Source organism: Psychrobacillus sp. FSL H8-0484 (assembly GCF_038005325.1).
In the GTDB taxonomy this organism is placed as follows: domain Bacteria; phylum Bacillota; class Bacilli; order Bacillales_A; family Planococcaceae; genus Psychrobacillus.
On the sequence record NZ_JBBOSZ010000001.1, the window covers coordinates 1,148,158 to 1,162,791 of the forward strand.

Below are 14,634 nucleotides of genomic sequence, written 5' to 3' on the forward strand. Positions count from 1 at the left end.
TATAATTATGAGGGAGGTTAAAGTTGTGAGTTCTATCGCTAAGAAAAAAGGCTTTGGCGCAACTCTATGGGACTATTTAACGACAGTCGACCATAAAAAAATCGCTATCCTTTACCTTGCTGCCGGTGGTTTATTTTTCGTAATCGGTGGTATCGAGGCAATGCTAATTCGAATTCAATTAGCAAAACCAGATAATGATTTTGTAAGTGCTGGACTATTTAATGAAATTATTACAATGCATGGTACAACCATGATTTTCCTTGCGGCCATGCCAATATTGTTTGGTTATATGAATGCAGTTGTACCTTTACAAATTGGGGCACGTGACGTTGCGTTCCCATTCTTAAATGCACTTGGTTTTTGGATGTTCCTTTTTGGAGGAATTTTCCTTAACTTATCATGGTTCTTAGGCGGAGCACCTGATGCAGGATGGACTTCATACGCATCATTATCTCTTGCATCACCAGGCCATGGGATTGACTTTTATGCACTAGGACTTCAAATATCCGGTGCCGGTACATATATAGCCGGTATTAACTTTCTTGTAACGATTATTAATATGAGAGCTCCTGGTATGACATACATGCGTATGCCATTAATGACATGGACAACATTTGTTGCAAGTGCGTTAATATTATTTGCATTCCCACCGCTTACAATCGGACTATTCTTCATGATTTTTGACCGTATGTTCGGAGCAAATTTCTTTGATCATACAATGGGTGGAAATACAATTATTTGGGAGCATTTATTCTGGATATTTGGACATCCTGAAGTATATATTTTAATATTACCTGCTTTCGGTATATTCTCTGAGATTTTCGCTCTATTCTCACGTAAACGCCTATTTGGATACTCTTCCATGGTATTTGCGGTTGTATTAATTGGTTTCTTAGGATTCATGGTTTGGGCTCACCATATGTTCACAGTTGGTTTAGGACCAACAGCTAATGCTATTTTCGCTGTTGCAACAATGGCAATTGCTGTTCCTACAGGTATGAAAATCTTTAACTGGCTCCTTACAATTTGGGGAGGTAGTATTAAAGTTACGACACCGATGCTATACGCATTAGGGTTTATCCCTTCATTCGTAGCAGGTGGTGTAACTGGAGTTATGCAAGCTGCTGCACCGCTAGACTACCAATTACACGATTCGTACTTTATCGTTGCCCATTTCCACTACGTAATCGTTGGTGGGGTAGTACTCGCTATTTTAGCGGCACTACACTTATATTGGCCATTAATGTTTAACCAAATGCTAAGTGAAAAACTAGGTAAATGGACTTTCTGGTTCTTCTTTATCGGTTTCCATTTAACATTCTTTATTCAACATTTCTTAGGATTAATGGGTATGCCTCGTCGCGTATTTACGTTCGGAGCAAATCAAGGATGGGATCTATTTAACGCAATCAGTTCTTTCGGTGCTATTTTCATGGCAATCGGGGTTATTATTCTGGTTGTTAATATCATTATCACTGTTGTTAAGAATGAAAAAGTTGGTAATGACCCTTGGGAAGATGGACGTACATTGGAGTGGGCAATTCCACAACCAGTTCCATTCTATAACTTTAAGCAAACGCCACTTGTTCGTGGACTTGATACTTTCTGGATTGAAAAACAAGAAGGTAATAAAGAAGGTATGACATATGCGGAACCACTTTCTGATATTCATATGCCAAATAATTCTTTTATTCCTTTTGTTATGACATTCGGTTTATTCGTAGCTGCTTTCGGTGCACTTTATAATGGCGAAAAAGATTGGGCTATTCCTGTTTTAGTTCTTGGATTAGCAATTACTTTAACTTCTATGGCAGTTCGTTCACTAAAAGATGACCATGGATATCATATTCATAAAGAAGATTTAATGGATGATGAAGGGGGTAAAAAATAATGGACTTTAATAAAAAGTACACCCCACAATCTTGGCCAGATCACCCAGAACAGTCAACCCTTGAAGGTAAAAATAAATTTTTAGGCTTCTGGCTGTTTCTAGGTGGAGAAACTGTACTATTTGCGAGTTTGTTTGCAACGTATTTAGCGCTTAAAAACAAAGGTCCAAGTGGAATGGAATTCTCAACTAATACATTATTTGAATTACCATTAGTGTTTGTTATGACGATGTTACTATTAACGTCTTCCTTAACAAGTGTATACGCGATGTATCATATGAAAAATCATAACTTTAGAGGAATGCAAACTTGGTTAGCAATCACTGTAATCTTAGGATTAGCGTTCTTAGGTTTTGAAATTTATGAGTTTAATCACTATGTACATTTAGGTTTCACATATGGACAAAGTGCTTTTTCATCTTCATTCTTTACGTTAGTTGGAACGCATGGTCTTCACGTAGTTATTGGTTTAGGCTGGATTATTTTATTAATGGTACGAAATGCAAAACGTGGATTTAGTTTATATAATGCACCAAAATACTATACTGCTTCTTTATACTGGCACTTCATCGATGTTGTGTGGGTATTCATCTTTACAGTAGTATACTTGATGGGAGTTGTTGGTTAACATGTCACACGACGCTCAAGTCTATGTAAAATCACAAACAGAGTTTGAATATCTGAAAAGAAAAAGAAAACAAGCTATGCGTAGCCAAGTAACAACTTTTGCAATTATGATTTTCTTAACTCTAATTGCATTCTCTGCGGTAGCAGCTGATTTTTCTAAATACTATATTGTTCCAATTATTTTATTACTTGCTGCAATTCAAGTAGTATTGCAACTTTACTACTTCATGCATATGAGTGAAAAAAATCATAGTTTCCCTGCATTTTTCTTATATTTCGGGGCAATGATTGCTTTTACTTTTGTATTAACATTCCTAACAATAGTATGGTGGCAATAATTGAATTGAAAAAACGAGGCTAAGTTAAATCTTAGTCTCGTTTTTTTTAGGAATGAAAGATGATACAGGATATATTTGTCATAGTTCGTTCATTGATGTTCTTCGTAATGACCATTATAATGGAGTAAGCAACCTAAGAAGGAGCGAGGATACGTATGCCTATAAGTATATTCGGCTTCCAAGCATTGTGGAGCCCTGTTATGATAGGATTAGTAGTTTGCATTGCAATCTTATATTTTTTGATCACAGTAAAATGGAGAAGTGACTTTAAAGTATCAGAACCTTTAAAAAGAAAAGAAGCTGTTTACTTTTTAACAAGTCTAGTTCTTCTATATATAGTAAAAGGCTCTCCTATAGATTTAATGGCTCATATTATGTTTTCTGTACATATGACGCAAATGGCTCTTTTATTATTGTTAGTTCCGCCTTTATTGATGAAGGGGATTCCTTGGTGGGTTTGGAAAGTAGTCCTTGAATTACCGGTTATCCGAAAAGTTTTACCATTTGTAACTAAACCATTACTTGCTTTAATTGTGTTTACAGGCCTTTTCTCTTTCTATCACATTCCGTTAATTTTTGATTATATTAAGATGAATGAGGTTCTTCACGGGACATATACGTTCTTGTTATTTTTATCTGCCATTTTTATGTGGTGGTCTATAGTCGACGTTGTCGAATCAGAGAAAAAACTGCATGGTTTAAAGAAAATCGGTTATATAATTGCGAGTGCGGTTTTAATCACTCCAGCTTGTGCACTTATCATTTTTTCTGGACATGCAATGTATGAGACTTATACGAATGGTGACGTGTGGTTGAAGGCTATGGAATTATGTGTACCTGCTAGTACTTTAGCAGGCTTGTCACTCTCAGGACCAGAACTATTTTCTAACATGGCTCCTGTAGAAGATCAGCAACTTGGTGGCATTATTATGAAAGTAATTCAAGAAATTATTTATGCGGCATTTTTATTTTCTATCTTCTTTAAGTGGTTCAAAAATGAGCAAGACAATGCAGATGAAATTACTCAAAAAGCATTGGATGATTTGAAACTTCAAGCTAAGCTTTAATAACTTATATTAATTTATTCGAGGAGAATGAGGATGAATTTACCTGTACTACCAACAATAAGTACGTTTTTTATCGTATTGAGTGCTGTATTAGTAGCAATTGGATGGGCCTTTGTTAAACAAAGAAAAATTGAAGCTCATAAAAAAACTATGATTGCTGCAGCAATTTCTGCTTTAACTTTTTTCATTATCTATGTTTCTCGCACACTTTTTATCGGGAATACTGCATTCGGTGGACCGGATGATATTAAAGTTTATTATACGCTGTTTTTAATTTTTCATATTACTTTAGCAACTACAGGAGCTGTATTCGGAGTTGTAACATTATATTTAGGCTATAAAGATAATATTAAAAAGCATCGTAAAATAGGTCCCATTACAAGCGTAATTTGGTTCTTTGTCGCAATTACAGGAGTAGCTGTTTATCTATTACTTTATGTATTTTATAAGGGTGGAGAAACAACGTCAGTTTTTAAAGCGATTATCGGTGGATAAATAGAAATAAAAACCAACACATTTTTGTGTTGGTTTTTCTCTTAGTTAAGAAAATAATAAGGGCTCTCACTTGTAGTCAGAGCTTATGACAGAAAAATAGCTAGCATCCAACTTATAGACAGTAAAAGAGCTCCCGAAATTGCATCTTCGGGAGCCACCACACATGAGTAAGAAAGAATCTATTCTCTCGTTATCCAAAAAAGCACTAAGCTGTTGCTTAAAGTTGCAGGAGGGCGACGGAAGGACAAAAGCCACAAGATTACCGAAAATGAAGAGGAGGATCGTGACGATCCCCCTCTTCTAAAAATCGCGCCGTTATGATGTAGTTAAAGTCCATTCCAAAGCTATCCGGAAACGTCTGCGAACAGGTATTGCACTTAAATGGCGCATGCGCTTTTCTTATTATATTTTAAAGTTTAGTTTAATCATGCCTGCTTCTTTCGCAGTAATGCAAATAATGACGATAAATGGACCTATTATAAAGCCAAGAAAACCAAACAGTTTAGCTCCTATGAACATGGCAATAAGTATAGCAAGTGGTGAAATACCCATTTGAGATCCCATTAATTTAGGCTCCACAGCTCTTCGGATAACTAATAATATAATTGCTAAAACAGTGAGTTTGGTACCTAAAACGACGTCTCCTGTTAAGTAGTGGTAGATAGCCCAAGGTGCTAAAACAGCAATAGATCCTAAAATAGGGATAATGTCAACGATCCAAATGACGATGGACATTATTATGGCATACTTTGGTGTGATAATAAATAATAATCCAATTAGGGAAGCACCTAAAATAATGAAACTAGCTAAAATTTGTGCTTTCATAAATCCAATAACTACTTTTTTAAGGCTAGAAGACATAAAGATAACTTTTTCAGCTGAATCTTCTGATAGTAAGTAGAAAAACTTTGCTCGTAATTTTTCTAAATCCAGCATAAATAAAAATAGAGCAATAATAAATACAATAAAGCTAATCAAGAAGTTTGGAATATTAGTTAGAAGAGCTGAAATATTGGAATAACTAAGCAAATCAAGTAAAGCTTCCTTCATGCTTTCTAAGGTCGAATCAAACTTATCTTGAATAGATGAGACAATTTCTTTCGGGAGACCTTCGGTATATTTAAATAAATTATTTTGAATATCAATCCATATTCCAGTTAAGTTATTTAAGTGAAATGGAATTACGTTGGATGTATATATTAGCTGACTAATAAGTTTAGTTATAACGAAATATAATAGTCCTGAAAGGATACTAATAAAGAAAATAAAGTTTGCAATAACGGATGGTTTCCGTTTCCATTTAAATGTCTTTTGCGTAAATTTTACTACTGGTTCAATAATAATAGCAGTAAGTAAAGCTAATATAATTGGGACCGAAACAGGGAGAATAAAAATAGCAGTTAATAAAATAAAAAGAACAAGCAATGCGTACTTTACATACTCTTTTTTGAAAATTTTCAAACCAATTCTTATTCTCCTTTCTAGGTCGTTTAAATTAGTATAGACAACATACTGTTTTTTGAACAGAAAAAACGTTAGAGAATAAATTCTCTAACGTTTAGGCACTACATTTATCGCACATTAATTTCAAATGCATTTAAATCTGCTTTAACAGCTGAAAGTGTTTGTTCACATGATTTAAGCAAGTGATTCGGGAATACTTCGTTTTCACCATACTCGACACCGTGTGGAAAGTAGTGTTTACCGATTACTGGTTTTAATAGAGTGATATTTGCCTCGTGTGCTCCAACATCACCATCTTTAGTAAAACCAAATACACGAAGATAAAATGTACCTTCTTTTATTTCATACTTTTTGTCATAAGTTACACGTTCGTAATCCCATTGACCAGCGCGAACCAAACCATGCTTTTCCATAAGATCATCTAATAGATTAAGATCAATGACAGTGTTTTCTATACCAGTGTTTTCGAAATACATTGAATTGTCCTCCTTCACGTTCAAAATACCTTAGAATCCGTTCCTATTAATAGTAATTCAAATTTGAAAATGTTGCAATGGCAACATTGTGTAATTGCACATAAGCTTGTTATACTAGTGAAAAAGAAGTGACGAGTCAGGAGTAAAATGAGATGAAAAATCTATTTCGTATTTTAATTGCTGTTGCTATTGTACTAGTAATATTGATATATTTTGATAACCCGGTTCAAGAGAATGAACTCATTACAGGGTCTAATAACTCTGGACAACTAATACCACAGAAAACACCGGATGTAGTAGAAGTCAATAATATTTTTTCGAAGCCTAAAAAAGGTATTTCTACTTTAATAGGCAAACCATCTCACGAACTAACTAGCTTGTTTGGTAAGCCAAATCGAATTGAACCATCCGCATATGGGTACGATTGGTGGGTATATAATGATTCCTTTTCTTCATATAAGCTTTTTGGAGTAGCAGGGGACACTGTAACACAAGCATTTTTGATCGGTAGTGATGTGGACGCTACTCCTTATAAGATTGGACAGACGTTGGAAGAAATTTATCGTTTTACTATTGTGCAATCAGAAATAACAATGTCTATTGACGAAAACACATATACTTTTTCGTTAAATGAACAAGATATTAACAACCGTATTTTAGTTCAATTTGATGACTTATTCGCGATGCTATATATTGATGAGAAAGATCAGCAGTTAGAGGCGGTTCGATTTACGGATGCGAAAACACTTCTCTTACATAAACCATATGACATTTTATATGAGGGAACAATTATTGAAACAAATGCACCTTCATCTTCATTGCAAGCTGAAATTGATAAAGCGAATGAAAGACAAATCGTAGAAATCACCAATGTATTTCGTTTTCGCCATGGTTTAAAAGTGTTAGAGTCTGATAATACGTTACAGAAAATAGCTATTTCCCATAGTGAGGAAATGGCGAAAAATAATATCGTCACAAATGAGACATTCGAAGTTTCCAAATTTAGTGATAAGTTAAAAGAATCGTCTATTGTTTTCGATCGTGCAGGTGGTAATACCGCAGCTTTTTATTTCGATGCAGGAGAGGCAGTAAATGGTTGGTTAAACTCTAAAGATCATCGTGAGACTTTATTAGGGAAATGGTATACCCATACCGGAGTAGGGGTATACGGTAATTACTACACACAAAATTTCATTGACCGACCTATGATAAAAGAAATTCAGGAATAACTAATGAAATACAATTGTACCTTCTCTATCTTCATATAGGGATCGTATATGCAAAGGAACTTTGTGGAGGGCAGCAAATTTTGCTGCTCTTTTTTGTATTATTTCTACTGGTTCATTTATTTTATTTTGAAGTTCTTCATATGTCATAAAGGGTATTAACTCAACATTTTCATTTGTGAAAGGATCTGAAGTCATAACACCTGGTACATTTTTATAAAATTCAACAACTTTTGCGTTTAAGTAATGCCCATAAACGACAGCTGTTAAGTCACTTCCACCTCTACCAAGAGTAGTAAAGGTTTGAGTTTTTTCTGAAACACCTTGAAATCCGGGTACTACGATACAATTAAAATTTTGGAATGCGGTTATTAACGTATTTGTATTTACTTTTTCAATCTGAGCATTTCCATAAGCTTCATTCGTAATAATACCTGCACTTTTTCCATATAAAATGGTTGCCAAAATTCCTTTACTTTTTAGTTCTGCACATAAGACAGATGCAGAAATAAGTTCACCACATGCAGATAGTAAGTCTGTTTCAACGCCATTGGTCGAATTTGGAATAAGATCTAATAAGGTGTCTGTTGCGTAGTATTGCCCTCTTCTTCCCATGGCTGAAACAACAATTAATACTTTTTGATGCACACTAATTGCTTTTTGAATTCTTGCAATAACTAATTGTCTACTTGGTCGATCCTGCATTGCGATTCCGCCATACTTTTGCACAATCATAATTTATACCACTCTACTCGTGACATTTCAAACACTCCGTTCATACGATACAAGGAATTCAATTTACTGTATGCGATTATACAAGAATGGTGTAGGGAGTGAGCTACTATTTATCGATTAAAAGAGCTTATGGATGGCTTAGATTATAAGATAATTGGGGATTTAGATGTTTTAACGATAAACAGATTTATTGATCATTCAAAGCAAATACAAAAAGGAGATGTATTTGTTTCCGAAACAAATAATCGTTCGTTTATAGAAGAAGCAATTCAGCACGAAGCGATAGCGATACTTACGCCATTTTTTATTCAAGACTGTATTGTTCCTCAGATTATCATACCAGCGGATATGTATCTTATGAAGGATAGAATCGCATATATGACATATGAATTGTATGGTGAACAAATAAAAACAGTTGGAATAACCGGAACAAATGGAAAAACTACGGTTGCTACATTTGTAGGACAATTACTAATGCAACAGAACAAATCGGTATGTGTCATTGGTACGCTAGGTGTATTTGTAAATGGCAAGAAAATAAAAAGAAACTTTCGAAATAATACAACTTTACCGTTTTATGATTTTATTCAAGTAGTAAAATACTGTTCTGATCATCATGTAGAGTTTATTGTATTAGAGGCCTCCTCCCAAGGTTTATTGGACAATCGATTAGGAAGTTATCCTATTGATATTGGAGTATTTTTAAATATAGGAAAAGACCATCTAGAGTTCCATGGGGGAATGGTTCCTTACAAAAAATCAAAGGAGTTACTTATTTCATTAGCAAAGCAGCTTGTTGTAAATGATAATGATGAGTGGTGTAGAACCGTAGCACAAAAAGCGTATTTACCAGTTATTCGATTTGGAGAAAGATGCACAAATGACGTTATTTATACAAAAGAAAATTATACGACGGAAATAGTGTCATATGAGCTAATAGTAAGAGGGAAAAAATTACGAGTTAAGATGAGAAACAACGGTCATTACAATGGGATGAACTTAGCTGCAGCTGTAGCTACTTTGTTGGCTTTGGATTTTCCTTGTGAAGAAATACAGCCTGTAAAACTGCCTGCTGGGAGACTAGAACGTATTCCTAATAGTAGGGGAATAGAAGTGCTCATAGACTATGCGCATACTCCTGATGCACTAGATGCCTGTTTATCTACTATTGTTTCTTATGCGAAAAGGAATGTTTATGTAGTATTTGGATGTGGAGGCAATCGAGATAAGCAAAAAAGGAAATGGATGGGTGAGGTGGCAACAAGCTATGCAACAATAGCAATCGTAACATCTGACAATCCTAGAAACGAACATCCAGAAGATATCATCGCTGATATTGTGAAAGATTTAGATAGAAGGAAGGTACTTATTGAGACAGATCGAAGAAAAGCGATTAGGCTAGCTTTAAGCATCGCGAAAAACGGAGACGTTGTGTTAATTGCAGGAAAGGGACATGAGCAAGAGCAAATATTGAATGGTCTTGTAGTCCCTTTTTCTGATCATCAGGTAGTTCTTAGTTATTTTGAAGAGTTAGGTGGTTCAATGACAAAAAATGATCCTGTGGCATAAGCAATTTTCTTTCCATCCGGCTGGGTTACAGTACATTCTAAAACTAATGTTTGTCGTCCTTTATGTAAGTATGAAGCTGTCGCAATCAACGTTTTTTCTGTAGCAGCCTTAACGTAATGAATCGTCATATTTGTTGTAACAGCACCTTTTCCTTCCGGTTGAAGATCTTTGTTTACAAGGAATCCCATGGCGTTATCTGTTAGCGTTGCAATGACTCCACCGTGAGGCATATGAAAGCTATTGTGGATAAGTGGGGTTACAGGTACCGTTACAACACAAATATCCTGTTCATATTGTGTGTCCATATGAAAAATGGCATTTAAATAGGTGGGAGCAGCATTTTGTTGTTTATTTTGAATACCTTTCAGGAATTCTTTTAGTAAGCTCATTTCAACCTCTGATGCATTTTCAGTTACTTGAGTAAGCAGTGTTTGTAATTCATTCATAATTTTTCTCCTAACAATAAGATAATAGTTTAGCATTTATTTCTGCATTTCTGTTATGATAAACAGGATTGGAGGTTTCACTTATGATAATGACTAATGAATGGGCCACGATAATGGACCAGTCAGATATGCTATGTACAATGGTTCTTTCCTCTGAACAATTTTACCAATACTTAGAAGCACATCGTGCTATATATACAAATCCGAATTTAGTTAGTGAAATAAATCATTTCACGAAACTGAAAGATCAATATGAAGAGGTTCAGCGATTCGGAAAATATCATCCAGATTATTCGACAGTAATGAAGGATATTCGAGTAACAAAACGAAAACTGGATATGATAGATGAAATAGCAACCTTAAGAGTTGCTGAAAACGAATTACAAGACTTACTAGATGAAGTAAGTTTGTTAATAGGTAAATCTGTTTCAGAAGGTGTTAAAGTACCTGTAAGCAATCCATTTTTTGCATCTAGTGGCTCTAGCTGTGGAAGCGGCTGTGGTTCGGGTGGTTCTTGTTCTTGCTCTGCTTAATATGCGAGAAAAATGAAGGATGTGTGCGTAGTAATGCACACATCCTTGTTTGTAAACAATTCTAAATTCGAAGGTGTCGCCTCAGACTGTCTTGAAAACGCTTGTCAGTCGAGGCGCGCCAGCAACGCTTTTATCTGCGACGAGCTTGCGCAGGAGCACCGAGGCGGAAGCTCATGAACTTAAGTTCATGAGCTTACAACGAAGTGCAAGCACCGCTTTTCTGCGACGAGCTTTGCGCAGGAGCAACGAAGAATGAAAGCGTTTGTCAACAGTCTGGGATGTGTGCGTAATGCACACATCCTTTTTTAATCGAGTTTTAATGCATCGATTGCTAGGTCTGGTCGATCAGTGATGATACCTTTTGCGCCGTTCTGGATAAGCTTTTTCATCACCACTGGATCATTAATTGTCCAGTAATGAACAGGGATGTTTAGTGATGTTAAGAATTTAATAAAACCTGCAGTATCTAGTGGAAAAACATTTGATTTGACTGGAATTTGAAATACATCAGCCTTGGGATGATATAAATGCTTAAACTGACTACTATAAGCTGTGTAAGCTTTTTTGACTTCTTTTTCCCCAGCCCCTAATGCAACTGCATTTTGTGCGTATAAGTTAAAACGGTCAATTTGTTCGTCATAAAAGCTCGAGACAACTACACGTTGAAAAGCTTGTTTTTCTTCTAATAGTCTCCAAAGCTTAGAAGGCATTAAGCTACCTTCGTAAGTTTGAGGAGCATCTTTTATATCCATATTAATAAGCATTTGAGGATACAGTTCAAGAAGGTCACCTAATGTAATAATTTGCTCCCCACAATCTCTATAAGAGTACGAACCTTCTAAATCGGTAAAGTGATATCCTAAGTCTGCTTTTTTTAGTTCTGCTAATGAATAATCTGCTACTTTACCATTAAAGTTTGTGACCCTATCCAAATCTTCATCATGAAATACAATAATTTCTTCATCTTTGGTTAACCTTAAATCAATTTCAAATCCATGGACACCTAATTTTGCTGCTTTTTCAAAAGCCGCAAGAGAGCATTCAGGTGCCAGTGCAGATCCACCGCGATGGGCAAGTATGATTGGATGCCCATATTCAAGTGCTTCTTTTGAAGACCGACTCTGTGGTTTAGAAAATGCTTTAGTACTTGCCCAAGCAGCTCCAGCAGCTGCGGCAATAGCGAGTGCTACATTTGATTTTTTACCCATCTATTGATTTATCCTCCTTTTCATGAAAGCTTTCATTTAATTTATAGGCTCTGTTAGATTAGGTTGTTGTTTTTTAAAAGCACCTATTTTGTGACGAAAAACGGCGGAAAGCGAGCGGATTGTCAGCGGGTAACAACATGATCGTTTAACAGAGTCAATTTATTAGAAACAAACCTACTTAGTAAACGTAAAGTCTCCGAGCCTTGTCCTTTTATTATAGTTAAAGTACTCAAAACTGTCAGCTTGTTGTTGTTGCTATCAATTTCCTCCATATGGTATTCTTGAAATGAAGAAATGAGGGGAAGCGTATGACAGAAAGACAAGGATTAATTGTCTATGTGCATCATTTAAAACAAGCGAAATCTTTAAGAAAATACGGTCATGTCCATTATATTTCGAAAAAACAGAAATATGTTGTGTTATATTGTGATCAAGATCAGATTGAAACTGCTAAGCAAAAGATGAATAAACTTCCATTTGTTAAAGAAATTTTGGAATCCTATCGACCATTTCTTATTACAGAATTTGAAAATAGTAAACCAGACAAAGCAAAAGAATACGATTACAAAATCGGCTTATAGGTTAGTTTATTCTATTGCAGCGGTGGTACTAAATGATTTAAACGTAATATGCCAATTATATACTGATAATATAATTGAGTATCCACAAAAGTGGAAGAGTGTTTAAGGTCAATTTGGATTGGTTTAATTTGTAACTCATTTAAGGTATCTTTAAATGACGTAAGTCTTTTTGTTTCCGGTTGAGTATTAGCTATTCCTTCACGACATATATAAATTGGGAAAAAGTTAGCACTATTAACTGGCTTAAGGGCAATTGCTATAGAACAATATTCTTTTTCGCCGTTTTTAGAAGTGAAAATAAATGCATGGTGTATTCGATTTTTATTTACTCGAGCGAGTTCACAAAGTTCAAATATATCTCCGTATCCTTCACCTAGTTCTATAAAACGTTGTATCAATGAAAACACTTCCTTTCCAATCCATCTTACCACTTTGTTGGAGGACAATTCTATGAAAATTATTCTAAGTTTTTTATCTATGTTACTCATTGTGACTAATAGTGTATTGTTATTATTTCAATATCACGTGTACTCTTCCGGGTTGGATGATAGCGAACAATCTTTCTTTTTTGAACAAGAAATTGAAATAAAATTAAAAAAGGATAAGCTCATGATCAGGCAACATTTTATGAATTTGCCTGAAGAAGAAATAAAGATCTCCTGGCCTATTTCAAGTGAAAATAGGAGTTGTTACTTAGATACAAGTGAGAGCTGTAACCGATTGTCCGAAGATCTTATATCTTTTAAGGAAGGAGATACATCCAAACAAAGTATTTCCTATGAAATACCTTTAATAGATGGATTACATGACGGAATCGTTTTATCCGGTTTTTTAGCTAAGCTTGAAAAGGGTGGAGTTTCATATACAACTCTTCACATTACGGATGAATTAAAAAAAGGCGGTATGTGGGTTAGTGGTCTTCCAATAGTTGGCACCACTTCTTTGGATGTAATTGATTATTCACTCTTTTTTGGAGCAGGTAGTCTCTCTGATTTGTATTGGCAAAAAGAATTACTTCCAGTGAAATTTGAGAACGACAATTTCACTATTCACTCAAAAGAAGAACTCTCAGAAGATCTAAAGACACTTTTGACTGAGATGCAGCTGCCAAATAGTGAACATATGTCTGTCCTTTTTACAGAAAATAAATACAATATTAAATCTTCTCGCATTGCATTTATTGAAAACAAGGATCTTGCTTCTATTCAACGAGAGTTAATTATTAAAAATGTACAATTACAATATGGATTAGTTGCTGAAAATTTAATAACGGCTGAGGTTATTAGTAGTTTCTTAACGGATTCTCCTATTGGATCTGAAAAATCGATCTGGATGTATGAAACCTTAATCAATTATTTTACGGAAGATCAGCTTTCTGACTGGAAAAAAGCATTAATGGAAAACAAACAGTTGAGTGCCCAAAAATTGGATGAAATTTTATCGGAAGTAATTGAATTGAAAACTTCCTTCTTTACTTTAAATGAACAATTTAAAGTAGATAAATATCCATTGCTCTTTGAGGATAATAGAACAGTGTACATAAATGATCAACGGCAAGAAGACGTAAAAGTACTGTTTAAAGATGGGAAAGTAATGTATGCTGCGGAACCATTGTTAACAGCATTAGGCTACACGTTGAAAGATACGGACAAAGGATTATATGTGCAAAATGCAATGAGAGCGTTTCGTTTTCCTATTAAGGAACCATTTTATGTATTAAACGACAAAAGATATGATGCAATGTCAGAACCATTTGAAAAAATCGGAGCAGATTTTTATCTGGAAGAATCGTGGATAATTCGTTTGTTTTTAGTAGATATTGAAAAACAAGAAAAACGAATAAGTGTTACACAATCCGCTTCATTTTAACTTTATTCAGCAGAAGTCTCCCATTTCTATAAGTGGTGAAATGTATGCTAATGCTCTTCGATTTTACTGGTGTCTAAACACCTGCTAAATATAGTAAAGCCCCAGGCGGAT

16 protein-coding genes are annotated in these 14,634 nt (G+C 35.0%); 10 read left to right on the forward strand and 6 right to left on the reverse strand.

All coding sequences use genetic code 11. The features are described 5' to 3' along the window. Positions 1 to 25 precede the first annotated feature (25 nt). The 5 genes from MHH81_RS05215 to MHH81_RS05235 all read left to right on the forward strand — a co-directional run bounded on the left by MHH81_RS05215 (position 26) and on the right by MHH81_RS05235 (position 4,416). Entirely contained in the window at positions 26 to 1,891 is a 1,866-nt protein-coding gene (locus MHH81_RS05215) for a cytochrome c oxidase subunit I (protein ID WP_340918701.1), read from the forward strand. Next, positions 1,891 to 2,517 (forward strand): cytochrome (ubi)quinol oxidase subunit III, encoded by a 627-nt coding sequence (locus tag MHH81_RS05220; protein WP_340918704.1) that lies wholly within the window; start codon positions 1,891 to 1,893, stop codon positions 2,515 to 2,517. The genes MHH81_RS05215 and MHH81_RS05220 overlap by 1 nt, the downstream gene beginning before the upstream one ends. 1 nt (position 2,518) lies before the next feature. Beyond that, positions 2,519 to 2,854: a cytochrome c oxidase subunit IVB gene (gene ctaF, locus MHH81_RS05225; protein ID WP_340918706.1), complete on the forward strand. Its 336-nt coding sequence runs from the start codon at positions 2,519 to 2,521 to the stop codon at positions 2,852 to 2,854. Between the two features lie 155 nt (positions 2,855 to 3,009). Then, the gene (gene ctaG / locus MHH81_RS05230) at positions 3,010 to 3,921 is read left to right on the forward strand and encodes a cytochrome c oxidase assembly factor CtaG (protein WP_340918709.1); all 912 of its coding nucleotides are present in this window, start codon (positions 3,010 to 3,012) and stop codon (positions 3,919 to 3,921) included. A gap of 33 nt (positions 3,922 to 3,954) precedes the next feature. Continuing rightward, positions 3,955 to 4,416 carry a DUF420 domain-containing protein gene (locus tag MHH81_RS05235; protein ID WP_340918712.1) on the forward strand — a complete coding sequence of 154 codons (462 nt, stop codon included), beginning with the start codon at positions 3,955 to 3,957 and terminating at the stop codon, positions 4,414 to 4,416. A 402-nt stretch (positions 4,417 to 4,818) separates the two neighbouring features. Here MHH81_RS05235 and ytvI read toward each other — a convergent pair whose 3' ends face one another. Both ytvI and MHH81_RS05245 read right to left on the reverse strand, forming a co-directional pair. Continuing rightward, the gene (gene ytvI / locus MHH81_RS05240; RefSeq protein ID WP_340918714.1) at positions 4,819 to 5,877 is read right to left on the reverse strand and encodes a sporulation integral membrane protein YtvI; all 1,059 of its coding nucleotides are present in this window, start codon (positions 5,875 to 5,877) and stop codon (positions 4,819 to 4,821) included. A 110-nt stretch (positions 5,878 to 5,987) separates the two neighbouring features. Beyond that, positions 5,988 to 6,356, reverse strand: coding sequence for a YugN family protein (locus MHH81_RS05245; RefSeq protein ID WP_340918717.1), 369 nt, complete (start codon positions 6,354 to 6,356; stop codon positions 5,988 to 5,990). A gap of 152 nt (positions 6,357 to 6,508) precedes the next feature. Here MHH81_RS05245 and MHH81_RS05250 point away from each other — a divergent pair, with 152 nt between their 5' ends. Next, positions 6,509 to 7,585, forward strand: a complete 1,077-nt coding sequence (locus MHH81_RS05250; protein ID WP_340918720.1) for a CAP domain-containing protein — start codon at positions 6,509 to 6,511, stop codon at positions 7,583 to 7,585. On the opposite strand, the gene MHH81_RS05255 is transcribed toward MHH81_RS05250, so the two are convergent. Then, positions 7,586 to 8,317 (reverse strand): amino acid kinase family protein, encoded by a 732-nt coding sequence (locus tag MHH81_RS05255; RefSeq protein WP_340918723.1) that lies wholly within the window; start codon positions 8,315 to 8,317, stop codon positions 7,586 to 7,588. Between the two features lie 129 nt (positions 8,318 to 8,446). Here MHH81_RS05255 and MHH81_RS05260 point away from each other — a divergent pair, with 129 nt between their 5' ends. Then, on the forward strand, positions 8,447 to 9,886 hold the full coding sequence (locus MHH81_RS05260; RefSeq protein ID WP_340918725.1) for a UDP-N-acetylmuramoyl-L-alanyl-D-glutamate--2,6-diaminopimelate ligase: 1,440 nt from the start codon (positions 8,447 to 8,449) through the stop codon (positions 9,884 to 9,886). On the opposite strand, the gene MHH81_RS05265 is transcribed toward MHH81_RS05260, so the two are convergent. Then, positions 9,835 to 10,332, reverse strand: a complete 498-nt coding sequence (locus tag MHH81_RS05265) for a PaaI family thioesterase (protein ID WP_340918727.1) — start codon at positions 10,330 to 10,332, stop codon at positions 9,835 to 9,837. The genes MHH81_RS05260 and MHH81_RS05265 overlap by 52 nt on opposite strands. An 83-nt stretch (positions 10,333 to 10,415) precedes the next feature. On the opposite strand from MHH81_RS05265, the gene MHH81_RS05270 reads away from it, so the two are divergent. After that, positions 10,416 to 10,865: a YlbF family regulator gene (locus MHH81_RS05270; protein WP_340918730.1), complete on the forward strand. Its 450-nt coding sequence runs from the start codon at positions 10,416 to 10,418 to the stop codon at positions 10,863 to 10,865. Between the two features lie 305 nt (positions 10,866 to 11,170). Here MHH81_RS05270 and MHH81_RS05275 read toward each other — a convergent pair whose 3' ends face one another. Beyond that, positions 11,171 to 12,073, reverse strand: coding sequence for a glycerophosphodiester phosphodiesterase (locus MHH81_RS05275; RefSeq protein WP_340918733.1), 903 nt, complete (start codon positions 12,071 to 12,073; stop codon positions 11,171 to 11,173). Between the two features lie 308 nt (positions 12,074 to 12,381). On the opposite strand from MHH81_RS05275, the gene MHH81_RS05280 reads away from it, so the two are divergent. Continuing rightward, positions 12,382 to 12,654 (forward strand): YlbG family protein, encoded by a 273-nt coding sequence (locus MHH81_RS05280; protein ID WP_340918736.1) that lies wholly within the window; start codon positions 12,382 to 12,384, stop codon positions 12,652 to 12,654. Between the two features lie 11 nt (positions 12,655 to 12,665). Here MHH81_RS05280 and MHH81_RS05285 read toward each other — a convergent pair whose 3' ends face one another. After that, positions 12,666 to 13,052 (reverse strand): DUF7147 family protein, encoded by a 387-nt coding sequence (locus MHH81_RS05285; RefSeq protein WP_340918738.1) that lies wholly within the window; start codon positions 13,050 to 13,052, stop codon positions 12,666 to 12,668. Positions 13,053 to 13,104: 52 nt separating this feature from the next. Here MHH81_RS05285 and MHH81_RS05290 point away from each other — a divergent pair, with 52 nt between their 5' ends. Next, positions 13,105 to 14,523 carry a hypothetical protein gene (locus MHH81_RS05290; protein ID WP_340918740.1) on the forward strand — a complete coding sequence of 473 codons (1,419 nt, stop codon included), beginning with the start codon at positions 13,105 to 13,107 and terminating at the stop codon, positions 14,521 to 14,523. Positions 14,524 to 14,634 lie beyond the last annotated feature (111 nt).